Annotated in this window: 27 protein-coding genes and 1 pseudogene; 23 read left to right on the forward strand and 5 right to left on the reverse strand. The window is 64.1% G+C overall.

What is annotated here, in order from left to right; translation table 11 throughout:
• The first annotated feature begins 2 nt into the window (after positions 1 to 2).
• The 4 genes from KF794_03590 (at position 3) to KF794_03605 (ending at position 2,140) form a co-directional block, all read left to right on the forward strand.
• On the forward strand, positions 3 to 722 hold the full coding sequence (locus tag KF794_03590) for a peptidoglycan-binding protein (GenBank protein ID QYK45788.1): 720 nt from the start codon (positions 3 to 5) through the stop codon (positions 720 to 722).
• A 10-nt stretch (positions 723 to 732) separates the two neighbouring features.
• Positions 733 to 1,080 carry a DUF1491 family protein gene (locus KF794_03595; GenBank protein QYK45789.1) on the forward strand — a complete coding sequence of 116 codons (348 nt, stop codon included), beginning with the start codon at positions 733 to 735 and terminating at the stop codon, positions 1,078 to 1,080.
• 104 nt (positions 1,081 to 1,184) lie between these two features.
• Positions 1,185 to 1,385: a hypothetical protein gene (locus tag KF794_03600; protein ID QYK45790.1), complete on the forward strand. Its 201-nt coding sequence runs from the start codon at positions 1,185 to 1,187 to the stop codon at positions 1,383 to 1,385.
• Positions 1,385 to 2,140 (forward strand): hypothetical protein, encoded by a 756-nt coding sequence (locus KF794_03605; protein ID QYK45791.1) that lies wholly within the window; start codon positions 1,385 to 1,387, stop codon positions 2,138 to 2,140. The genes KF794_03600 and KF794_03605 overlap by 1 nt, the downstream gene beginning before the upstream one ends.
• A 3-nt stretch (positions 2,141 to 2,143) precedes the next feature.
• Here the strand turns inward: KF794_03605 and KF794_03610 are convergent, their stop codons facing one another.
• The 3 genes from KF794_03610 to KF794_03620 form a co-directional block, all read right to left on the reverse strand.
• Positions 2,144 to 2,686, reverse strand: a complete 543-nt coding sequence (locus KF794_03610) for a DUF1254 domain-containing protein (protein ID QYK45792.1) — start codon at positions 2,684 to 2,686, stop codon at positions 2,144 to 2,146.
• A complete protein-coding gene (locus KF794_03615; protein ID QYK45793.1) occupies positions 2,683 to 3,255 on the reverse strand; it encodes a DUF1214 domain-containing protein in 573 nt (190 codons plus the stop codon). The genes KF794_03610 and KF794_03615 overlap by 4 nt, the downstream gene beginning before the upstream one ends.
• A gap of 78 nt (positions 3,256 to 3,333) precedes the next feature.
• Positions 3,334 to 5,475, reverse strand: a complete 2,142-nt coding sequence (locus tag KF794_03620; GenBank protein QYK46582.1) for a PBP1A family penicillin-binding protein — start codon at positions 5,473 to 5,475, stop codon at positions 3,334 to 3,336.
• 380 nt (positions 5,476 to 5,855) lie between these two features.
• On the opposite strand from KF794_03620, the gene KF794_03625 reads away from it, so the two are divergent.
• The 10 genes from KF794_03625 to KF794_03670 all read left to right on the forward strand — a co-directional run bounded on the left by KF794_03625 (position 5,856) and on the right by KF794_03670 (position 14,652).
• Positions 5,856 to 6,947, forward strand: coding sequence for a hypothetical protein (locus tag KF794_03625; GenBank protein ID QYK45794.1), 1,092 nt, complete (start codon positions 5,856 to 5,858; stop codon positions 6,945 to 6,947).
• Positions 6,948 to 6,970: 23 nt separating this feature from the next.
• On the forward strand, positions 6,971 to 7,498 hold the full coding sequence (locus KF794_03630; protein ID QYK45795.1) for a YcgN family cysteine cluster protein: 528 nt from the start codon (positions 6,971 to 6,973) through the stop codon (positions 7,496 to 7,498).
• 141 nt (positions 7,499 to 7,639) lie between these two features.
• Positions 7,640 to 8,182 (forward strand): hypothetical protein, encoded by a 543-nt coding sequence (locus KF794_03635; protein QYK45796.1) that lies wholly within the window; start codon positions 7,640 to 7,642, stop codon positions 8,180 to 8,182.
• Positions 8,136 to 9,449, forward strand: a complete 1,314-nt coding sequence (locus KF794_03640; protein QYK45797.1) for a DNA-packaging protein — start codon at positions 8,136 to 8,138, stop codon at positions 9,447 to 9,449. Before KF794_03635 ends, KF794_03640 begins: the two co-directional genes overlap by 47 nt.
• Positions 9,450 to 9,463: 14 nt before the next feature.
• Positions 9,464 to 11,227, forward strand: a complete 1,764-nt coding sequence (locus KF794_03645) for a phage portal protein (protein ID QYK45798.1) — start codon at positions 9,464 to 9,466, stop codon at positions 11,225 to 11,227.
• A gap of 8 nt (positions 11,228 to 11,235) precedes the next feature.
• On the forward strand, positions 11,236 to 11,481 hold the full coding sequence (locus KF794_03650) for a hypothetical protein (protein QYK45799.1): 246 nt from the start codon (positions 11,236 to 11,238) through the stop codon (positions 11,479 to 11,481).
• A 616-nt stretch (positions 11,482 to 12,097) separates the two neighbouring features.
• Positions 12,098 to 12,475: a hypothetical protein gene (locus KF794_03655; protein QYK45800.1), complete on the forward strand. Its 378-nt coding sequence runs from the start codon at positions 12,098 to 12,100 to the stop codon at positions 12,473 to 12,475.
• An 18-nt stretch (positions 12,476 to 12,493) separates the two neighbouring features.
• Positions 12,494 to 12,676, forward strand: a complete 183-nt coding sequence (locus KF794_03660) for a hypothetical protein (protein QYK45801.1) — start codon at positions 12,494 to 12,496, stop codon at positions 12,674 to 12,676.
• Between the two features lie 161 nt (positions 12,677 to 12,837).
• Complete coding sequence (locus KF794_03665; GenBank protein QYK45802.1) at positions 12,838 to 13,383, forward strand: HK97 family phage prohead protease; 546 nt, start codon at positions 12,838 to 12,840, stop codon at positions 13,381 to 13,383.
• A 3-nt stretch (positions 13,384 to 13,386) separates the two neighbouring features.
• Positions 13,387 to 14,652 carry a phage major capsid protein gene (locus KF794_03670; GenBank protein QYK45803.1) on the forward strand — a complete coding sequence of 422 codons (1,266 nt, stop codon included), beginning with the start codon at positions 13,387 to 13,389 and terminating at the stop codon, positions 14,650 to 14,652.
• Here KF794_03670 and KF794_03675 read toward each other — a convergent pair.
• Complete coding sequence (locus tag KF794_03675) at positions 14,639 to 15,361, reverse strand: trypsin-like serine protease (GenBank protein QYK45804.1); 723 nt, start codon at positions 15,359 to 15,361, stop codon at positions 14,639 to 14,641. The two genes, KF794_03670 and KF794_03675, sit on opposite strands and share 14 nt — an antisense overlap.
• Positions 15,362 to 15,419: 58 nt before the next feature.
• Positions 15,420 to 16,205 (reverse strand): trypsin-like serine protease, encoded by a 786-nt coding sequence (locus tag KF794_03680; GenBank protein ID QYK45805.1) that lies wholly within the window; start codon positions 16,203 to 16,205, stop codon positions 15,420 to 15,422.
• Between the two features lie 62 nt (positions 16,206 to 16,267).
• Here KF794_03680 and KF794_03685 point away from each other — a divergent pair, with 62 nt between their 5' ends.
• From KF794_03685 to KF794_03725, 9 genes and pseudogenes are all read left to right on the forward strand, one after another.
• Positions 16,268 to 16,828, forward strand: a complete 561-nt coding sequence (locus KF794_03685) for a head-tail connector protein (protein QYK45806.1) — start codon at positions 16,268 to 16,270, stop codon at positions 16,826 to 16,828.
• On the forward strand, positions 16,825 to 17,148 hold the full coding sequence (locus tag KF794_03690) for a phage head closure protein (protein QYK45807.1): 324 nt from the start codon (positions 16,825 to 16,827) through the stop codon (positions 17,146 to 17,148). The genes KF794_03685 and KF794_03690 overlap by 4 nt, the downstream gene beginning before the upstream one ends.
• Complete coding sequence (locus KF794_03695; protein ID QYK45808.1) at positions 17,145 to 17,486, forward strand: hypothetical protein; 342 nt, start codon at positions 17,145 to 17,147, stop codon at positions 17,484 to 17,486. The genes KF794_03690 and KF794_03695 overlap by 4 nt, the downstream gene beginning before the upstream one ends.
• A 3-nt stretch (positions 17,487 to 17,489) precedes the next feature.
• Positions 17,490 to 17,900: a DUF3168 domain-containing protein gene (locus tag KF794_03700; protein ID QYK45809.1), complete on the forward strand. Its 411-nt coding sequence runs from the start codon at positions 17,490 to 17,492 to the stop codon at positions 17,898 to 17,900.
• A gap of 11 nt (positions 17,901 to 17,911) precedes the next feature.
• A pseudogene (locus KF794_03705) lies at positions 17,912 to 18,145 on the forward strand (phage major tail protein, TP901-1 family).
• Positions 18,120 to 18,749 (forward strand): SH3 domain-containing protein, encoded by a 630-nt coding sequence (locus KF794_03710; GenBank protein QYK45810.1) that lies wholly within the window; start codon positions 18,120 to 18,122, stop codon positions 18,747 to 18,749. Before KF794_03705 ends, KF794_03710 begins: the two are co-directional and overlap by 26 nt.
• 129 nt (positions 18,750 to 18,878) lie before the next feature.
• Positions 18,879 to 19,322 (forward strand): hypothetical protein, encoded by a 444-nt coding sequence (locus KF794_03715; protein QYK45811.1) that lies wholly within the window; start codon positions 18,879 to 18,881, stop codon positions 19,320 to 19,322.
• The gene (locus KF794_03720) at positions 19,315 to 19,542 is read left to right on the forward strand and encodes a hypothetical protein (protein QYK45812.1); all 228 of its coding nucleotides are present in this window, start codon (positions 19,315 to 19,317) and stop codon (positions 19,540 to 19,542) included. The genes KF794_03715 and KF794_03720 overlap by 8 nt, the downstream gene beginning before the upstream one ends.
• Positions 19,539 to 19,781: a hypothetical protein gene (locus KF794_03725; protein ID QYK45813.1), complete on the forward strand. Its 243-nt coding sequence runs from the start codon at positions 19,539 to 19,541 to the stop codon at positions 19,779 to 19,781. The genes KF794_03720 and KF794_03725 overlap by 4 nt, the downstream gene beginning before the upstream one ends.
• Positions 19,782 to 19,803: the final 22 nt, after the last annotated feature.

Here is a 19,803-nt window from a genome sequence, read left to right on the forward strand (position 1 = left end):
GCATGAAAGCACGCGCCGCCGCCGCGCGGGACGAATACGACGATTACGAAGACGCGCCGCGCAGCCGTTCGCTGTTTCGCCGCGCGCTTGCCGCGTTGTTGCCGCGCCGCGTTTCGGACACGGTGGCGCTGGCCATCGTCACCGCCGCGTTGGGTGCAGTGGTCGTGAATGCGGTGGGCTTTCAGGAGCCGCTCGCGTCCACGCTTGAGGTCCCGGCGCCGCGCAACGGTGCGCCGAAGACCGCGCCCAATCCGCAGCCGCGCCCGCAGAATGCCCCGGCGCGCACCATGAACGACCTTTTGCAGAACATTCAGAAAGAGCTTTCCGCGCGCGGCTATTACGATGGCGCCATCGACGGCGTACAGGGTCCGCGCACCGATCAGGCAATCAAGAACTTCCAGAAGGGGCAGGGCCAGAACACGCTCGAGCCGAGCGATGCGCTGCTCGACAAGATCCGCAATACCCCGGTGAAGAACAACGACGTCACTGGCTCCATCAATACGCCCCCGGAAGGCGAGCGGCGCTCGCTCCGCGTGCTCGCGCTACAGCGCACGCTGGCGCGGCTGGGCTACGGGCCGGTGCGGCAGAGCGGTACCTTCAGCGAGGACACCAAGGCCGCGATCGAGCGTTTCGAACGCGACTGGCAGCTCCCCGTTACGGGCCTGATGTCGGATTCGGTCTTTGCGAAGCTGGCGGCTGTAAACGGCGCGCCGATCGACTAAACTCCGCCCCGTGCGTCTGAAAAGTGCAATCTGGGTTGCAGCCTATGTCCGCCGCTGCAACATCGAAGGGGCGTTTGCCGCCGTGCGCCGCCGCGGCGCCGACGAGGCAGGCGCCATTTTCGTGAAGATCGCAAAGCTGGATGGTTCGGCTGCCCTGTTCGGGCCCGCGCCCCAGAGCGCTTTCGAGAGTTCGCGCCCCAACGAACACCTGTTCATTTCCTCGTTCGATAAAGGCTTCGTTGTGGAAGCGGACGTGGAGAAGCGCATCGAGCGCGAGGTCGGCTTCGATCCCGACCTGTGGCTGGTCGAGGTTGAGGACCGGGCCGGGCGCAACTTCCTGAACCTCGCGCAAGCCTGACCGGCGCATTCCGCCGCATGGAGGAAATCGCGCGTTAACAGGCTGTTAACCCTAACCGTTCGTTACTTGGCCCAGGTAGACAGTGGTGAGGCCGGGAGGCCGCGATGGGTCTGGTAGTCAGGTTTCCGTTGGAGAAGGCGAGAGCGTTGCCGCGCGCCGCGATTGCGGGCGAAGGCGGCTCGATCCTCGTTCTTCCCGTCATCCGCGTCGAACGCGAGAGCGAGGCGCAGCCGAAAGAGCAGGGTTCGAAACCGCGCTCGCGCGCCAGCGGCAAGATAAAGCGCCGCGCGCGCCGGCCGGCGTAATGCCGCTCTTTCGTTTTCTCATTCTTTTCCTTGCCGCCGCGCTTGCCGCGGGTTGCGCGCGCTTGGGCGATTTCGACCGGCCCAATGCCTCCTTCGTTCATGATGAAGCGCTGCCGGTGGTGGGGCTGTTCCGGGCCAGCAACCGCGGCGAGCCGGTATCGCTCGCACCGCTGACGGACGACGAACAGGCATTGCGCGATCTTGCCTATGGCATCATCTCGCCGCCGGTCGCGAAGCAGAAGTGGTTTCTCTCGATCACCGATCTGAAGACCTCGCGGGTCTATCCGAACAACGATCCGCAATTCGAGGTCGAGAAATATGCCGATACGCTGATCGGCACGCCGTACCGTTCCTCAACCGCGCGCTACGCGCGGCTGGTGGAGGATATTCGCGTCGACAGCGTCCGCATTGCGCCGTTCTTCATCGTCGCGAAGCGCGTCGTCGACATGGACACCGCGCGCGAGCGTAGCTTGGCCGGTGTTACGCGGCTGAGCGGACGGGAGCGCGAAACCGCGATGGCGCGCATTGCCGAGAACCGCATGGTGATCGGCTGGGTTTACCGCCGGTTTGGCGAGCGCTCGCTTGCCTATCGTTATGCACTGGAGCGCCTGTTCATTACGCAACCAGCACCGGCCGCCGTAGATGCGGAGCGCGCACTGCGCGCGCTGGACGAACGGCTCACGAAGATTCCGGTGCTTTCGACGGAAGTGGCGCTCGCGCCGCCGCCGCGCAACGGCCAGATCGTCAAGGACTGATCCCTAGATAGGCTTGCAGCTCGCGTTGGCGAGGAGCGCACGGATGTCCGCGCGCGCTCCCGCTTCGCGCACGAAGGCGCGGATCAGCACGACCCCTTGCAAACTCGGCGACTCCACGATCAGCCGGTCGGCCGCGGTGATTTCCTCGTCGCGCGGCAGCGATGCGCGTTGCAGCGACGTCATGAGCTGTAGTTCGATGGCGCGCCGGTTCGCAGCGCGGTCATTGAGCGCGTAGAACACGCGGCCCTGCTGCGTGTAGAACGCGACCGATGTCAGGTCCGGCGTCGCCGGAACGCGAAGCTGAAGCGGCCCGCGCGTCAGGTCGTATACGCAGGCGGCGAGCACGGTAGAGGGGTCCATCCGAGGCAGCACGGCTGCGAACGGCGTCGGGTCCGGGATCTGCACCACCTGATTACGTTCGCCGAGCCGCGACAGGCGCGTGAAGGCATCGTTCTGCGCGAGACGCGGCAGCGCGAAGATCGAAACGATATGCACTACGCCGCCGAGCACGAGTCCGATGACGAGGGGTAGCCAGTAGCGTCTCACGGGCAACGCTCCTGCGTGATCTTCGGCATTTCCGCGCCTTCGCCGCGCGCGGTGATGCCGGAAGGAATATCGTAGAGCCGGACCACGACGGAGATTTGCTGGTTCTCTCCGGTGGGCAGCCAGTTGCCGGGCTGCACGCGCGGACTGAGCCAGATCTCGGTTTCGCCGTCGGTGTTGAACGTGATTTCCGCGCTGGTGAAACCGTAACGGCCTGCCGGATTCTCGATCAGCCTGCCGCGCCCGTCATAGACGGTGATGGTCCAGTAACGCGCCGTGAGAAAACGGCCTTTGATCTTTGTAACGCAACGCCCGTCCAGCACGCGGCCACGGTCGTCGCTCGTTGCGGAGAACGCGATGCCTTCGGCCAGCGCGACCGGCAGTTCACCGGAACGCGCGAAGATCGCGCGCGCGTATGGGTCGGCTTCCAGCGTTCCGCTTTTCGGCCAGGCCTGCCATGCGCCGATCCGCACCGCGCCGAAGCCGTTGTCGCGCCCGGATAACAGCCACGTCAGCCCGAGGCCGCTGGCCGAGCCGATCGCAAGAACGACGATGAAAACAAGCGCGCGCAATGCTGGGACCGCGAAGGGTAGGGAGCGAACTCGCGTTGCATGACACGCCTCGCGATTCCGCTCCAGCGTGATTTCGGATTAGCGCACCACTGCCGTGCGCGGTTGCTCGGTGGGGATGAAGGCTGCGGTGCCGCCGGCCGCCCGGAACGTGCGCTCCAGTTTCAGCAACTGGTCGATCGCACGCGGGGAGAGCGTCGCCGGGCGGTTTATCTGTACGGGTGTCGTGGTGGTGGCGGCCTGCGGGCCATCTCGCTTTGGTGGCGCGCGGTTGGGCAAGCCCGGCATGGGGATCGGGGTCACGCCCTGATGCGCCTGTGTCATCACCTTATGAAAGAGCAGGGCAGGCAGCGAGCCGCCGGTCATCTTGCGCAGCGGCTGGTAGTCGTCGTTGCCGAACCAGACCGCGCAAACGAAGTTGCCGGTGAAGCCGACGAACCAAGCGTCGCGATAGGCGTTCGTGGTGCCGGTCTTGCCGCCGACCAGGAGGCCGTCGAGGAGCGCGCGGCGCGCGGTGCCGTTCTCGACCACGTTGACGAGGATCGGGTTCAATTCGTTGATTACGTTCGTCGGCAAGACCTGTTCTGCACGGGAGAGGTCGGTCGTATCTCTCCAGATCAGTTCGCCGGTGAGCGAACGGATTTCGAGCGCGGCGTGCGCGCGGACTTTTCTGCCGCCGCTCGCGAAGTGCGCGTAGGCTTGCGCCATCTCCATCACCGTCACTTCCGCGGCGCCGAGCGGCAGCGGCGCGGTGTTCTTCAATTCGGTCGTCATGCCAAGTCGGCGTGCGGTTTCGATGATCTTTGCGCGGCCCACCAAACCCGCAACCCGCACAGCAGGAGTGTTCAGCGAAAGCGTCAGCGCTTGAGAAATTGGGATGGTGCCGAAGTACGAGCGCGAATAGTTTTGGGGGCACCAGTTCCCCAGACAGATCGGGCCGTCGAGGATCGGCGTTTTCGCGGTCAAACCATTCATGAAGCCGGTGGCGTAAACGAACGGCTTGAACGCGGAGCCGGGCTGGCGCAGCGCATCGGTCGCGCGGTTGAACTGGCTCTCGCCATAGTCGCGGCCGCCGATGATGGCGCGCACCGCGCCGTTGACCTCGAGGATCACCAGCGCGCCCTGCTGCGCATTATAATCGCGGCCGAACTGGCGCAGGCTGTCTTCCAGCGTAACGTCGCCGATCTTCTGCACGGCAGGGTCGAACGCGGTGCGCACGACGAACGTCCGCTCCTGTACCGAGGCGGGAAGCGTCTGCACGATCTGCTGCACTTCGCGATACGCCCAGTCGAGATAATAGTTCGGTACGTTCTCGTCGCGCCGGTCGATGGGCCGCGCCGGATTGCGCCGCGCGCCGAACACCTGGCCTTCGGTCAGGAATCCGGCTTCGACTAGGTTGTCGAGCACGATGGAGGCGCGCGCGCGGGCGGCGGGCAAGTTGACGTGCGGCGCATAGCGCGCGGGCGCCTTGAACAGCCCGGCCAGCATCGCCGCTTCCGCGAGGTTGATGTCGCGGGCCGACTTGTTGAAATAATACTGCGCGGCCGCATTCACGCCGAACGCGCCGCCGCCGAGATAGGCGCGGTCGAGATAGAGCTTGAGGATCTCGTCCTTCTTCAGCCGCGTCTCCAGCCAGATCGCGAGGAACGCTTCCTTGATCTTGCGCTCGATGGTGCGCTCGTTCGTGAGAAACAGGTTCTTCGCGAGCTGCTGCGTGATGGAGGAGCCGCCCTGCACGACGCCGCCGGCGCGGAAGTTCGTCGTCAGCGCGCGCAACGTGCCGGGGATGTCGATTCCGTAGTGTTCGTAGAAGCGGCGGTCTTCGGTTGCGAGCGTCGCCTTGATCAGGTGATCGGGGAATTCTTCGAGCGGCACCGAGTCGTTATGCTTGATGCCGCGCTCGCCGATGCGGTTGCCGTAGCGGTCGAGGAAGGTCACCGAGAGTTCGGAGCGCTTCAGCCAGTTGTCGTCCTGCGTTTCCTGAAACGCGGGGATCGCGAGCGCGAGCAGTAGCACCGCGCCCGCTGTGCCGAGGTTCGCGCCCTCGCTCGCGCCTTCGACCACGAGGCGCTTGAACCCCGCGACATGGAAGCGGTCCATGAAGCCGGAGAAGCCTTCGTATTTCGCGCGCAGGAAAATCCAGAACGCGAACAGCGCGTGGTTCAGCCGCGCGTCGAGATCGAGGAAGAACTTGCGGATCGGCCCGACTTTCGGCCGCGGCACCGGGACCCGCTCGCGGGGCGGCTTGCCGTTTTGCGGAGGCGGGGCGGGGGTCTCGGCCACGGGGAAACCTTGAAAGGCGCGTGCTGGAGGCGGGGTTATAGCAGGGGCTGCGGTATCGGGCGACAGGTCGTGTGAACGACGTTAATGCAGCAATTACATGGCTTTACTGGGCAGAAGCGGGCGTGCAATTTTGAACAAACACAGACGGAAGGCCGAAGAACGATTCCGTTGAGCGTTTTATGCCCGCTGACAAAGTGGGCCGGCGGTCAGGAGCGCGCGAATTACGCGCTGTTGTTGTCTGAACTGTGCGATGCGCTCGGAGCCTCGTGCGTCGCTTAGATAAAGTGCGATAATTCTCACCACGCCGGAACTGGTAAGCCATGCCCTTTGCCGCCGAACGCGCCGCCCTGAACGTCGCCCGCGACGAAGCCAAAGGACTGTTTGAAAAAACCGGCGAGAAGCCGGAGGTCTTGTCTGAAAAGAACCTCTCGACCTTCACCGGCGAACTTGGCGGCGCTTTCCGGCTGATCCTTGAGGAAAAGGAAATCCTCTTTTTCGCGGCCCTCCAGTGGCTGGTGATCGCAGCCTCCTATCTCGTCTGGGTGCAGGTGCTCGACTGGATTCCCGACAGCGTATGGGAGGAAGTGCGCAAGAAGGACAACAAGGCGAGCTTCACGCTGCTCAACCTCGTGCTGACCGGCTGGAGCTTCCTCGTGGTGATGGTCGCGAGCTATCCGATTGCGATTTGCAACGCGGCGATCACTTCGGTCCATTACCAGCGCAGCGCCGGCGAACCTTCGACGATTGCGCGCTGCCTCGACCTTGCTTTCCGCAACCTGCCGCGGTTGTGGTTGTTCACCACCATCGACGCATGGATCACGGTGAACGCGATCCTCGACCGCCTGCCGCGCAAGCGCAACAACCGCACCGCGCTGGATGAGTTGCTCTATTACGCATGGAAGATCGGCACCATGGGCGTCGTCCCGGCACTGACGGCGGGCAAGGGCTTTCTCGATTCCGCGAAGGACTCGGTCGCGGTGCTCGCCGCACGGCCGGGACGCGCCATCGGCATTCGCATGGGCTATAGCCTCGTCTGCTGGTGCGTAGGCGTGCTCGCCTATCTCGGCGCGCTCGCCTACGCGATGAGCGCAGGCGGTTTCGGCGGCCCGAAGGCGATTTATAATTTCTACGTGCTGATGGCGCTGCCGATCTTCGTCTCGTCGGCTGTGGTCGCCGTCCTGCTGCGCCCGCTTTATCTGGTCATGGTCGCGCGGCTCTATACCGAGGTGATTCCGGTGGAGCGCATGCAGCCGCTCCGGCGGGAGCAGGGCAAGCTCGATTTGGTCGGGCTTGTCTTCGCGGTGCTGGCCTGCACGCTGCTTGCACTCTATTTCTTCGGGGACCAGCTTGGCCTGCGCGGCTGGATCGAATCGCTGGCGGAGCGGGACATGCGCGGCGCGCGCGGGCGCTGATCGCTTGCGTTCCGGGCCAATCAATGAAACGAACCGGCAATAGCTTCGGGACCGACGTGAAACCGTTCTGGCAGCAAAAGACCTTGCAGGAAATGTCCGCCGCCGAGTGGGAGTCGCTCTGCGACGGATGCGGGCGCTGCTGCCTCGAAAAGCTCGAAGACGAGGACACCGGCAAGGTCTACTACACCGACATCGCCTGCCGCCTGCTCGATTGCGTAAGCTGCCGCTGCTCCGATTACGAAAACCGCATGCAGCGCGTGAAGGATTGCCTGAAGATCACGCCGGGCGCGGTCGAGGAATATGCGTGGTTGCCGAAAACCTGCGGCTACCGTCGTGTTGCGGAAGGGCGCGGGCTGGCGTGGTGGCATCCACTCGTTTCCGGCGACCCGGAGACGGTGCACGAAGCGGGCATTTCCGTGCGCGGGCGTGTCGGCGGCATGGAAGGCAAGGTGCGCGTGCGCGATTACGAGCAGCACATTGTGAACTGGCCGAAAGTCGAGCCGAAGTCGGCGGAGAAGCCCACTAGGCAGAAAGCTGCCGCAAAAAGATAAGATTCCTAGGAATAAATACTTGACAGCGTGCCGGTGCCTTTGTAGGTTTGCGGCACGTTCGAGAAATGCGGGCGGATCGAAGCGGCGGCGACGCCGCTTTTTCTTTTTCGCCGCCCGGCAGCGCTTCGTCGCGGAGTGCAGATGCCCAAATTCATCGCGATTCCGCCGGAAAAAATCGCCGAAGTGCGCAAGCTCTACGAGGGCACCGATGTCCCCGTGCGCGACCTTGCTTCGCTCTGCGGTCTCGGCGTCACCACCTTCCTGCGGCGCGTGGACCTGTGGGGGTGGAAGCGGCGCAAGCTGCGCATGAAAGATTACGATGCGGCGGCGAAGGTGGAGGTTGAATCCATTCGCGAAGCCGCCGCACCCGCGCTGCGCATTGCCGAGAACGAAACCCTGATCGGCCGCGTGCGCGCGGCGGTCGAGCGAGAGATCGTCGCCATCGAAGCCGTGCTGGCGCGCGTCGAGGGCGCGCGGCTGCGTTCGACCGATGCCGAGCGCGCGGCGCGCACGCTCGCGACGCTGGTGAAGACGCTGCGCGAAGTCGCGGCCCTGCAACGCGACGAGAACACAGAAGCCGAAGGTGACGACGGAAGCGAAGACGAATTCCGCGATCTCGAGGAATTCCGCAGCGAACTTGCGGAACGGCTTGATCGCCTGCGCCGAAGCCGGGACGCTGGATGAACTGACGCGCGGCCTCGGTGCTGGTGGTTTTGAAGCGCTGCTGAAGTTCTGGGAAGTCTGGGCGCGCGACGATCAGTTGCCGCCCGAAGGCGGCTGGCGCACATGGCTCATCCTTGGCGGACGTGGCGCGGGAAAAACACGCGCCGGCGCGGAGTGGGTGCGCGGCATCGCGCTGGCGCGTCGGCGCTTTGGCGAACGCGCGCGCAACATCGCACTGGTCGGCGAGTCGCTCGCCGACGTACGCGAGGTGATGATCGAAGGTGTGTCGGGGTTGCTCTCGGTGCATCGCCGTTGCGAGCGGCCCGTGTGGGAGCCGACGCGGCGGCGGCTGGAATGGGCGAACGGCGCAGTGGCTTATGCTTTCTCCGCCGACGATCCGGAAAGTTTGCGCGGCCCGCAATTCGAGGCGGCGTGGTGCGACGAAATCTGCAAGTGGCGGCGCGCGGAAAGCGCGTTCGACAACCTGCAATTCGGATTGCGCCTTGGCGCGCATCCACGGCAGGCGATTACGACGACGCCGCGTCCGGTGCCGCTGCTGCGGCGATTGCTGGCCGACGACACAACGAAGGTTGCGCGCGCGGCGACGCGCGCCAATGCCTATCAGCTTGCGCCGCAGTTTCTGGAACAGATCGTCGCGCGCTACGCGAACACGCGCCTCGGCCGGCAGGAACTCGAAGGCGAACTGATCGAGGCGCGCGAGGATTCGCTGTTTCCACGCGAGCGCATCGAGCGGGCGAGGGTGGAGAGCCATCCGCCGCTTGCGCGGATCGTGGTCGCGGTCGATCCGCCGGCTTCGTCGCGCGCTGGCGCGGATGCCTGCGGCATCGTCGCGGCGGGCCTCGACGACGACGGGAAGGTTTTTGTGCTCGCTGATGAAAGCGCGGGCGGCTTGTCGCCGTTGCAATGGGCGGGCCGCGCGATAGCGCTGTACCGGCGGCTGCGCGCCGACCGCATCGTTGTCGAAGTGAACCAGGGCGGCGAGATGGCGCGCGCGGTGCTGGGCGAAACCGATGCCAGCGTGCCGGTGATGGAAGTGCGCGCGACGCGCGGCAAGTTTCTGCGCGCAGAGCCTGTAGCCGCGCTCTACGAGCAGGGCCGCGTCGCGCATCTGGGAAGTTTTCCGCAACTCGAAGACGAGATGGCGGATTTCGGCGCGGACGGTCTGAGCAACGGACGCTCGCCGGACCGGCTCGACGCATTGGTCTGGGCGGTTACCGCGCTGGTGCTGATGCCGCGCGACGCGACGCCGCGAATGAGAACGCTTTAATTCAGGACGCAGAAATGCATTTGCCGTTCCGCAATCCGTTTGCGCGGCGCGAACCCGCGCACGCGAGCGAAGCCAAGGCCAGCCGTACCGGCGCGCTGGTCGCGCTGTTTTCCGGCAACCGCCCGCGCTGGACTCCGCGCGACTATCATGCGCTCGCGCGCGAAGGCTATGCGCGCAATCCGGTCGCGTTCCGTTCGGTGCGCATGATCGCTGAAGCCGCCGCCAACATTCCCCTGCTGGTCTATCAGGGCGGCCGCGAGAACGACGAACATCCGCTCCTGAAATTGCTTGCGAAGCCGAACCCGCGCCAGACCGGCGTGGACCTGATCGAGCAGCTCGCCGGGCATCTGCTGGTTGCGGGCAACGCCTATATCGAGCGGGTCGCGATCCTCGACGAAGTCCGCGAGCTGCATGTGCTGCGGCCCGACCGCATGAAGGTCGTGCCGGGCGCGGAAGGCTGGCCGGAGGCTTATGAATATCGCGCGGGCGGATCGGCCGTGCGCTTTGCGATGAACGAAGCGCCGGTGCCGCCAGTGCTGCACCTCACGCTGTTCAATCCGCTCGATGATCACTACGGCATGTCGCCGCTGGAAGCATCGCAGGCAGCGCTCGACGTTCATAACGCTGCGAGCGCATGGAACAAGGCGCTGCTCGACAACGCCGCGCGTCCTTCCGGTGCGCTGGTTTATTCGGCCGCGGGCGGCAATCTTTCCGACGAGCAGTTCGAGCGGTTGAAAGCGGAACTGGAGGCGCATTATCAGGGCGCGGCGAACGCGGGCCGTCCGCTGCTGCTGGAAGGCGGGCTCGACTGGAAAGGTTTGAGCCTTTCGCCGAAGGACATGGATTTCGTCGAGGCGAAGAATATTTCCGCGCGCGAGATTGCACTCTCGTTCGGCGTGCCGCCGATGCTGCTTGGCATTCCCGGCGACAACACCTATTCCAATTACGCGGAAGCAAACCGCGCGTTCTACCGGCAAACGGTGGTGCCGCTGGTCTCGCGTATCGCCGCCGCGATCGGCAACTGGCTGGGTGCTGCGTATGGCCACGATGTGCGCCTCGTCCCCGATCTCGATCAGGTTCCCGCGCTCAGCGTGGAGCGCGAAGCGCTGTGGAAGCGCATCAACGATGCGAGCTTCCTCACCGAAGACGAGAAACGCGCGGCCGCAGGCTACGACTCGCTGCCGGTTTCGCTCGCGCCGTTTGTCTCGACGCTACGCGCGAAGTTCAATCCCGATCAGCCGCGCGTTCCGGCCGGCAATCCGGATGGCGGGCAGTGGACGGGTGGGGGAGGCAGTGGCGAGGGAGAGGGGGAAAGCAACAGTCCGATAGTTCTTGTTTCGGACGATGACCGGAATCCCTATCGCGTCGATCTTCTGGAGGAAGAGGATCGCGGCGGTCATGCGATTAGCGAGCATGTAAACAAGAGGGAGTCTTATCTAAAGCAGCGCGTGGAAAGAGAGGCGCTCGCAATCGTAGAGCGAGGCGATACTTTTGATGGTCTCAGTGTTGGATCGTTTAAGTCTTTGGAGGCGGCGACCAAACTGGTAAACTCAACGCTGGCTCAAAATCGGGATGTAGTAGAGAGAGTAGCAAGAGGCGAGCAGCGTATCGCAGTGATTACCGCGGAGTTTAATTCAATTACAGGCTATGAGGCTTTTCTGTCCAGATTCCACGCGCAGCCTTATATGCGCGATACTTACGGTGTAGGGGTTGTAGTCATCAGGGATTTGCAGGCCAAGAACGGTTTTCGGATTCAATCTGCATTTCCGCGAAACTAGGTGATGCGATGCAGAACGAAGAATTTGAATTTGAAATTTATCATAACGGAGTGCGTTTTAAAGCACCCGTGAAGGGGAAAGAGCGATTTCTTAGGGAAAGAGCTTTTCTCGATAACTTGGTAGGGGCTTATTTCGCCCCTCATCTTTTGCCTCGTCCCGTGCCCGATCCATCGGGTGATTTTTATATGCTCGACGACCAACAGCTCGAAACCTATTCGGCATTCAGAAAGAAGCAAGAACAGCAAGGTATTTAAAGCCGCTCCCTTCGGCCGAATACCCATACTGACTTACAGTGCGAAGCGCTGTGGAAGTGCGTCGGAGAGGCAAGTTTTCTCACCGACGACGAGAAGTGCGCGGCTGCGGGTTACGACCCGCTGCCGGTTTCGTTTGCGCCTTCATCCATCGCGGCGCTGCGCGCGAAATTCAATCCCGATCAGCCCCGCGTTCTGGCGGAAAGCGCAGATGGCGGGCAGTGGGTCGGTGGGGCTGCCGGGCGAGGCGCAACACAGGAAGATGAGGAGTTGCTGCCGGAGAATGTGGAGGCGAATGTCCGGCGCCGAGGCCCGGCTAATTGACGATAGAAACTATCCTGGGCGTTCCTATTTTCGAGATACCGGTCACATCCGACGTAACTAAGGTTTCTGTTTGGACTGATGGAACGGTAGCCACTGAAAGAGTTACAATCGGAATCGAATAGTGCCGCTACAACTACGCGGAAGCGAACCGCGCGTTCTACCGGCAGACCGTAGTGTCGCTCGTCATTGTCGGCGGTAATGCGCAGGTCGAACTTCGCGGCGGGCAGAGGCTTCCCCTCGCGACGATCCGCGCTAACATCGCATCTTGCGGCAGATTCGCTGCCAAGAGGCCGTTATGGCGAGAAGCCAAAGCTGGTTGGGCGGCAACAGGCTGATCGCGTATTTCGCGATTGCGCTGTTCGTCGTCTTCGCGGCTTTCTTCATGAGCGGACGGCGGCCCGCGGGTAACGACAGCGAAAAGCTCTCCGGCAAGGAGCGCGAAGATTTCCTTGCAGGGGGCCTGCGCACCTGTATCGAGCGGCAGCGTTCCTTCGGCGAGAACAAGGAACTGCCCGCCGCGCTCATCGAGAAATATTGCGACTGTTATGTGCAGGGTCTGGCCGACGCGCTTACCATGGGCGAGTTGAAGCGCTTCCTCGAAACCCGGCAGTCCGGCGCGGTGAAGCTGCGCTCGGATGAAGTTTCGAAAATCTGCGTCTCGCGCATCCAGTAATTTCGCCGTTTCCGGACATTGCAAGACCTCATCCGCACCTTCACGGAGCGCGGCGACCTCGCGCATCTGGCGCTGTTCCTGTGGGCGTCGGCGGCGAGCGCGTTGCTGTTGCTATGCCTGCGCGAATTGTTCGCGGCGAATGCGCGCTTCGATGCCTTCGTGCGCGAGTTGGCGCGGTTCAACAAAAGGCTGAGAAAATGACTCCACGCATCCGATCCCTGGCGCCGGAAGCGCCGGCGGTATTTCGCGAATTCGTCCGCGAACTGGAACGTCTTGCCGCGCCAGAACCGAAGAAACAGGCGAAGCAGAAACGCACGGCGCGCGCAAAGCCGAAACCAGCGCGCAAGAACCGGAGACGCTGAATGATTTTTCCCGCCCACGAAAGCCGGTTCCTCGCCTTCGATTGCAAGTCGGTCGATGCCGGCGGTGTCTTCACCGGCTATGGCGCGCGCTTCAACACTGCCGATCTCGGCCGCGATCTCATATTGCCCGGCGCGTTTGCGGAAAGCATCGCGCAGCGCGGGCCGCATGGCGTGCGGATGCTGTTCCAGCACGACCCCGCCGAGCCGATCGGCGTATGGCTGGAACTGCGCGAGGACACGCGCGGCCTGTTCGTGCGCGGAAGAATTATCAACGAAATCGCGCGGGGGCGGGAAGTGCTCGCGCTGATGCGGGCGGGCGCAATCGACGGCCTTTCCATCGGCTTCCGTACCGTCGAAGGCCGCACGCATCCAAAAACGGGCATCCGCCGCCTTTCCAAAATCGACCTTTGGGAAATTTCGGTCGTGACCTTCCCGATGCATCCGCAGGCGCGCGTGAGTGCGCAAAAGCGCGGGCCGCACGGCCACGCCAATCTTGCTGCCACCATCCGCCGTGCGGCGGATCTTCTTCATCCGTCCACGAGGTAAATCATGGAACAACTCTTGAATCCTTCGCCCGAAATCAAATCGCTTCCGGCGGGCGGCGAAGTCGCCGCCGCCTTCGACGACTTCATGCGCTCGTTCGAGGCCTTCAAGCATGAGAACGACGTGCGGCTCGATTCCATCGAGCGCCGTTCGGCCGACGTGCTGAACGAAGAGAAAGTCTCGCGCATCAACCGCTCGCTCGACGAGCAGAAGCGCGTGCTCGACGAACTGGTGCTGCGTGGCCGCCGTCCTGCGCTCGGCTTCGACCGCAAGATCGCAACCGGCGCCGAACTCGAACATCGCTCGGCATTCGACGCCTATGTGCGCAGCGGCGAGTCTTCGGGCCTGAAGCGCCTCGAAGGCAAGGCGCTCGCCGTCTCGACCAACGCGGGCGCGGACGGCGGCTATCTCGTGCCGGAGGAAACCGAGCGCGAGATCGGGCGCAGGCTGGCCAGCATCTCGCCGATCCGCGCGATCTCCGGTCATCGCCAGGTTTCGTCGAACGTCTATCGCAAGCCGTTCCTGATCACGGGTGCGGCGACGGGATGGGTCGGCGAAACCGCTGCGCGCTCGACGCCGACCACTTCGCCGACGCTGGCCGAGCTCGCATTCCCGACCGCGGAAATCTACGCGATGCCGGCCGCGACGCAGACACTGCTCGACGACTCCGCCGTCAACATCGACGAATGGATCGCAGCCGAAGTCGATACCGTATTCGCGGAACAGGAGGGCGCCGCCTTCGTCAACGGCGACGGCACCAACAAGCCGAAAGGCTTTCTCCAGTACGACAAGGTCGCGGAATCTTCGTGGGCCTGGACCAAGCTCGGCTTCACCATCACCGGCGCCGACGGCGAGTTTCCTGAAACCAATCCGTCCGATCCGCTGGTCGATCTCGTTTATTCGTTGAAGGCCGGATACCGCCAGAACGGCACGTTCGTGATGAACCGCCGCACGCAGGGCGAGATCCGCAAGCTGAAAGACGAGAACGGCCACTATCTCTGGGCACCGCCGGCGCAGGCCGGTTCGCCCGCGACGCTGCTCGGCTTTCCGGTCGCGGAAGCGGAAGACATGCCGGACATGGCGGAAGATTCCTACTCGATCGCCTTCGGCGATTTCCGCCGCGGTTATCTCGTGATCGACCGGCAGGGCGTGCGCGTGCTGCGCGACCCGTATTCGTCGAAGCCCTACGTGCTATTCTACGTGACCCGGCGTGTCGGCGGCGGCGTGCAGGACTTCGACGCGATCAAGCTCCTGAAGTTCAGCGCGGCGTAATCCGGCGCGCGGTGCGGCGGCGTTTCGCGTTCGCCGCCGCATTCGCTCCCGCCGACGCGGCTTCGTACGCCGCGACCGGCGTGTAATGCGTAAGGTGGCCGCACACCTTGTCGTCGTCGGGATGCGAGACGCGCACGATGATGCCGACGAGTACGCCGCCTTGCACCACGGCACCGCCGGAGTCGCCGTAGCATGCGCTTGCGCTCAGGTTTCCTTCGCGGAACGGATCGACCAGCAGCAGCGGCTTCTGCAATACGACACGCGCTTCATGCAGCGGGCCGAGCTTGCCGCGCTCCGCTTCGGTGACGGCGCCGAACCCGGCGATGATGAAACCGTCCTGTTCGTTCGCTTCGCCGATGGCGATGGGAACGATGGAGTCGGGGAGTGCGCTGCGCAGCGCGAGGATCACGACGTCGCCGCTGACCTTGACGATCTTGCCGTCGTCGAGCCGCGCCATTTGCGCGGGACGCGCGGACAGGATGCGCTTTCCTTCCGCGACCACGGCCCACGCGCCGCAATGCTGCGCGGTGAGAACGTGCTTGCGGTCGATGGCGACGCCGGAACAATTCGGTGTTTTGCCGTTGCCGATCACCTGCACCATGTGCGGGGCGAGTTCGGAAACGACGCCGTTCACGATGGCGTTCGCGGGCGCGCCCGCGAAACAGAACACGGCGGCGAGAAATGCGAAACGGAGAGGCTGGCGGCGCATATTCTTAATTCCCGGCAGCGCGAAGAATAACGAAAGCGAGGAGAAACGGAAGCACCCGTTATCTGGCCGGTTCTCTCGATTTCTTCTTCGTGGCTTTTACTTTTTCGCCTGCGGGATTTGCGGGCGAGAGTTCTCGCATAGTTTCCCGGATCCAGCGGTGCTGGATGCCGACCAGTGTCGCGCCGGTGACGCCGCCGCAGCCCATGCGCCCGCGCGGGCCGAGCGCCCAGCCGATCACGCCGTGCAGCACCAGCTCGCCGTCTTCCAGGCGATAGACGCTGCCGCCGGAGTCGCCTTCGCAGGAGCCGCGCGGATCGCCGCCCGGACCCGGCGAGAGCCGCACCATGATGCCGCCGGTATTGCCGACGGAGGGAAGCTGCGCGACGCGCAACGTGCCGACGCTGCCGTGGTTGCCTTCGCCGTTCAGGCCCCAGCCGGCGATGTAAAACAACGTGCCTGCGGTGGGGAGCTTTGCGTCTGCGGCGAGCCGCACCGGCTTTATATAATAAGGGAGCGGCGAGGAGAGTTTCAGGATCGCGAGATCGGGCGAAGGCTTGCGCGTCTCGAACGAGTCCTTGCGGAAACCGGGGTGAACCACGATCCGGCTCACCGGAATGAGTCCGCCCGAATAGGAAATCGAATAGCCGCTGCCGCGCGCCACGCAATGCGCCGCGGTGATCACGATGTCGCGCGCAATCGCGGTCGCGGAACAGACTTCGCCGCCGCGCGAAATGATCATCACCGTATGCGGGCGCGCAATCGTGCCTTCGCCGCCACCGACGATGGCGCGCGAGGGCAGGACCAGCGCGGCCAGCGCCGCGATCGAGACCAGAAAACGAAGCATGTGTGATCCGCGCCGGAGGAAGTGCGCGGCCCGAACGCGATTGTCAACGCCCGGAATAACCGATGCCCGCCATACTGATCCTGCCGCCCGCCGCCGAGCCGCTTTCCCTTGCGGAAGCGAAAGCCTGGCTTCGCATTTCCCATGACGATGAGGATGCGCTGGTCCAGTCGCTGCTCTCGTCAGCCCGGATACAGGCCGAGACGCAGACGCGCCGCGCGCTGATGACGCAGCGCTGGCGCATCGTGCTCGACCGCTGGCCCGTGTCCGGAAAAATATCCGCGCCGGTTACGCCGTTGCGTGCGCTCGTCGCGGCGCGCGTGCGCAACATGGCAGGCGAGGCGGAAACGCTCGACACGGACCTGTTCATGCTCAATGCGGCGTCCGCGCCGGGCGAGATTGTATTCGATGCAGGCCGTGTGGTGCATCCCGGCCAGCTCGCAGCCGGTATCGAGATCGACATCGAAGCGGGCTACGGCGCGGCAGCCGATGTCCCCGCCGATTTCAAGCAGGCCATTCGCCTGCTGCTGACGCGCGCCTATGAAAACCGCGACGCTTCCGGCGATGACGGTTTGCCGCCTGCCGTCAGCGCTTTGCTTGCGCCCCATCGCGTGGTGTCGCTGTGAACGCGCCGGGAGAACTGCGTCACCGGCTCGCGTTGCAGGTCGCGGACGAAATCGAGGACGGCGCAGGCGGCGTGACCCGCACCTGGGAGCCGCTCGGCAATGTCTGGGCCGCCATCGAGCCGCTTTCATCGCGCGAACAGGAAGTCGCGGACAAGCGGCTTGGTTTGCTGTCGCACAAAGTCCTGCTTCGTTACCGGAGCGACATCACGCTCTCGCATCGCTTCGTGCTCGGCACGCGTCACTTCGTCGTGCGCGCGGTGCGCGATCCCGACGAGCGCGGCCGCTGGATCGAGTGCCTTGTTGCCGAGGAGCGCCCGTGAAACTGCGCGGAAAACTTCTCGGTGCGGACCGGATTCGCGGAACGCTGCGAGCCTTGCCGGATGGCATGGCACACGCGGCGGCGGAGGCCGCAGCGGGAGCGTTGCGCGAGGAGATCGCGCGCCATTCTGGCATCGCGGGTTTGCAGGTTGCAGCCGAAGGGCTGCGTCGCCGCGTCGGCAGTGACGACGCCGGACTTGCCGCGCGCGAATTCGGCACGCTCGAACAAACGCCTTCGCCTTGGCTCGCGCCGTCCCTCCCTCCGGCGCTGGAGCCGATGCGGGCGGCAGCGAAACTCGCTGTCGCCCGCGCTGTTTCAACGTTTCGTTTGCGAAAGTAGTCCATGCCGCAATCCGCCGCCGCCTTGCGCGCCGCGATCTATGGCGCGCTGAAGAACGATAGCCCGCTCGCCGCGCTGCTCGGCGGCGCGAAGATTTACGACGAACCGCCGCGCGAGGCGGCGCTGCCGTATGTCACGCTCGGCGAGGCAGTCGTGTCCGATGGTTCGACCGCGACCGAAGACGGCAACGAACACGCGCTGACGCTGCATGTGTGGTCGAGGCAAGGCGGGCACCGTGAAGCGCACCTGATTTCCGGTGCGGTGTTGCAGGCGCTGATCGACGCGCCGCTAGCGCCTTCCGGTCATCATCTCGCGAACCTGCGCTTCGTCACCGCCGATGTTCGGCGCGAAGCGGACGGGCGCACCTATCACGGCATCGTGCGCCTGCGCGCGCTGACCGAACCGGAATCCTGAAGGAGAACAAAATGCCCGCGCAAAAGGGAAAAGACATTCTGCTGAAAATCGACGGCGGCGAAGGCTTCGTCACCGTCGCGGGACTGCGCACCAAGACGCTCAGCTTCAACGCGCAGACCGTTGACGTGACGCACGCGGAATCCGCGGGACGCTGGCGCGAGCTGCTGAGCGGAGCGGGCGTGCGGCGCGCTTCGCTGTCTGCGAGCGGCATTTTCAAGGATGCCGCTTCGGACTCGATCGTGCGCCAGCGGTTTCTCCATCGGCATCGAGCACGACAACCCCGGCTATCTGCGCAAGGTGGGCGAGGGTGTTTATTCCGGTGTCTGCGTGATCGACACCAACAAGAACGCGGAGTTCAGGGTTGCACGCGTTGCGACGCCGCAGCACGGCGACCATTACTGGCTCGCATATTCGGACAAGCAGATCGCCGCGAGCGCGGCGCTGCATGCTGCGTTGAAAGCCGCGTATCCGGCGATCAACACCGTGCTCGGACATTTTCACATCTGTCCGGGGCGCAAGACCGACACCAATCCGCTGTTTCCGCTGGAACACATGCAGGCAATCGTGCGCGGCGAAGCCGGCGAATTGCCACCGCCTGTTGCCGCGCAGCCGGAACCGAAGCAGATGCCCGCGCCGTCGAAGCCTTCGTTTGCCGCGGATGCCACAGTGGTCGCGGATTCGCTCAACCTGCGCGGCGGGCCGGGCATCCAGTTCGCGGTGAAGGGAGCCATTCCTCACGGCACGCGCATCGACGTGCAGGAAGCGGACAAGCTGAGCGGATGGCTTCGCATCGTTACGCCATTCGGCGCGACCGGCTATGTGCATGGCGGGTTCGTGAGGCTGGATTGAGTTGGTCTCATGGTTCGAGACGCGATGCTGCGCATCGCTTCTCACCATGGGGTTTGTAAATCGCTCATCCTGAGGAGCGAGCCGTAGGCTCGCATCTCGAAGGATGGCGCCCTCCCAAACAGGTAAAAAATGAAGCGCTTCTTCTCGCGCGGCCTTGCGGCCGCGTTTTTCGTTCTCGCCGCAACGCCCGCATTCGCGCAGACCGAAGTGGCCATCGAAGGCATTTATAATGTCCTGCAGCCGTATCTGCTCGCCGTGGTCTCGGTGATCGCAACCGCCATCGTCGGCTGGCTAGCGGAATTGCTGCGGCGGAAATTTAACCTCGATATCGACGCATCGCATCGCGACGCTTTGCAAACCGCGCCCACCAACGGCGCGGGCTTGTTGCTCGGCAAGATCGGCGGTGCGGCGAGCGGCAGGAAGCTCGACCTGAAAAGCGTCGTGCTGGCGGAAGCCGTGAACTACGTCTTGCAGGCGGTGCCGGATGCCATCCGTCACTTCGGCATCACGCCGGAATCGCTCGCGGAAAAAATCCTCGCCAAGCTGCCGCAACTGCAATCCGCCGATGCTTGAGGCGCTCGGCAGTTTCGTCGTCTCGTTTCTGGCGAAGCTCATCCTCGGCTGGATCAAGGCGGAGCGGAAATCGCAGGGCGATGTCGAGACCGGCCGCCTTCGCTCCGAACTCGATCACGCGCTCGAAGCGCTACGAAAGAAGGAAGCGATGGCGGAAATTGCAACAACGTTTGCCACCCGCGCCGACGTGCTCGCGCGGCTGGAGGAGGGCAGCGCATGAATCCGCTCTGTCTCGGACTGGAAGTGATCGTGCTGGGCGCGCGGCTGTGCATGGGCGAGCCAGTGGAGCGCACCACGGCGGTTACGGTCTGCCCGGCGATCGTGGAACGCCCGGCCGCCTGGCAACGCGCGCTGCGCGCCGAGCGCCTCGCGTCGCCCGGCTCGCCCCGCACCGACGAGGCGCTCTCGGAATGGCTCAGCCTCAGGGATCAGGCGCGGGTATGTCGCGACGGACGCTGACAAGCGCCCGCACATCATTATA

The sequence above is a fragment of the Xanthobacteraceae bacterium genome, from assembly GCA_019454205.1.
Lineage (GTDB): Bacteria > Pseudomonadota > Alphaproteobacteria > Rhizobiales > Xanthobacteraceae.

What these genes read in the sequence shown, in the direction of transcription:
- KF794_03720 (QYK45812.1), top strand. Translation starts at nt 19,315, where the DNA reads ATGCTTGAGGCGCTCGGCAGTTTCGTCGTCTCGTTTCTGGCGAAGCTC.
- KF794_03590 (QYK45788.1), top strand. Translation starts at nt 3, where the DNA reads ATGAAAGCACGCGCCGCCGCCGCGCGGGACGAATACGACGATTACGAA.
- KF794_03605 (QYK45791.1), top strand. Translation starts at nt 1,385, where the DNA reads ATGCCGCTCTTTCGTTTTCTCATTCTTTTCCTTGCCGCCGCGCTTGCC.
- KF794_03675 (QYK45804.1), bottom strand. Translation starts at nt 15,361, where the DNA reads ATGCGCCGCCAGCCTCTCCGTTTCGCATTTCTCGCCGCCGTGTTCTGT.
- KF794_03645 (QYK45798.1), top strand. Translation starts at nt 9,464, where the DNA reads ATGCATTTGCCGTTCCGCAATCCGTTTGCGCGGCGCGAACCCGCGCAC.
- KF794_03655 (QYK45800.1), top strand. Translation starts at nt 12,098, where the DNA reads ATGGCGAGAAGCCAAAGCTGGTTGGGCGGCAACAGGCTGATCGCGTAT.
- KF794_03625 (QYK45794.1), top strand. Translation starts at nt 5,856, where the DNA reads ATGCCCTTTGCCGCCGAACGCGCCGCCCTGAACGTCGCCCGCGACGAA.
- KF794_03700 (QYK45809.1), top strand. Translation starts at nt 17,490, where the DNA reads ATGCCGCAATCCGCCGCCGCCTTGCGCGCCGCGATCTATGGCGCGCTG.
- KF794_03650 (QYK45799.1), top strand. Translation starts at nt 11,236, where the DNA reads ATGCAGAACGAAGAATTTGAATTTGAAATTTATCATAACGGAGTGCGT.
- KF794_03670 (QYK45803.1), top strand. Translation starts at nt 13,387, where the DNA reads ATGGAACAACTCTTGAATCCTTCGCCCGAAATCAAATCGCTTCCGGCG.
- KF794_03600 (QYK45790.1), top strand. Translation starts at nt 1,185, where the DNA reads ATGGGTCTGGTAGTCAGGTTTCCGTTGGAGAAGGCGAGAGCGTTGCCG.
- KF794_03710 (QYK45810.1), top strand. Translation starts at nt 18,120, where the DNA reads ATGCCGCTTCGGACTCGATCGTGCGCCAGCGGTTTCTCCATCGGCATC.
- KF794_03725 (QYK45813.1), top strand. Translation starts at nt 19,539, where the DNA reads ATGAATCCGCTCTGTCTCGGACTGGAAGTGATCGTGCTGGGCGCGCGG.
- KF794_03630 (QYK45795.1), top strand. Translation starts at nt 6,971, where the DNA reads ATGAAACGAACCGGCAATAGCTTCGGGACCGACGTGAAACCGTTCTGG.
- KF794_03680 (QYK45805.1), bottom strand. Translation starts at nt 16,205, where the DNA reads ATGCTTCGTTTTCTGGTCTCGATCGCGGCGCTGGCCGCGCTGGTCCTG.
- KF794_03715 (QYK45811.1), top strand. Translation starts at nt 18,879, where the DNA reads ATGAAGCGCTTCTTCTCGCGCGGCCTTGCGGCCGCGTTTTTCGTTCTC.
- KF794_03665 (QYK45802.1), top strand. Translation starts at nt 12,838, where the DNA reads ATGATTTTTCCCGCCCACGAAAGCCGGTTCCTCGCCTTCGATTGCAAG.
- KF794_03685 (QYK45806.1), top strand. Translation starts at nt 16,268, where the DNA reads ATGCCCGCCATACTGATCCTGCCGCCCGCCGCCGAGCCGCTTTCCCTT.
- KF794_03635 (QYK45796.1), top strand. Translation starts at nt 7,640, where the DNA reads ATGCCCAAATTCATCGCGATTCCGCCGGAAAAAATCGCCGAAGTGCGC.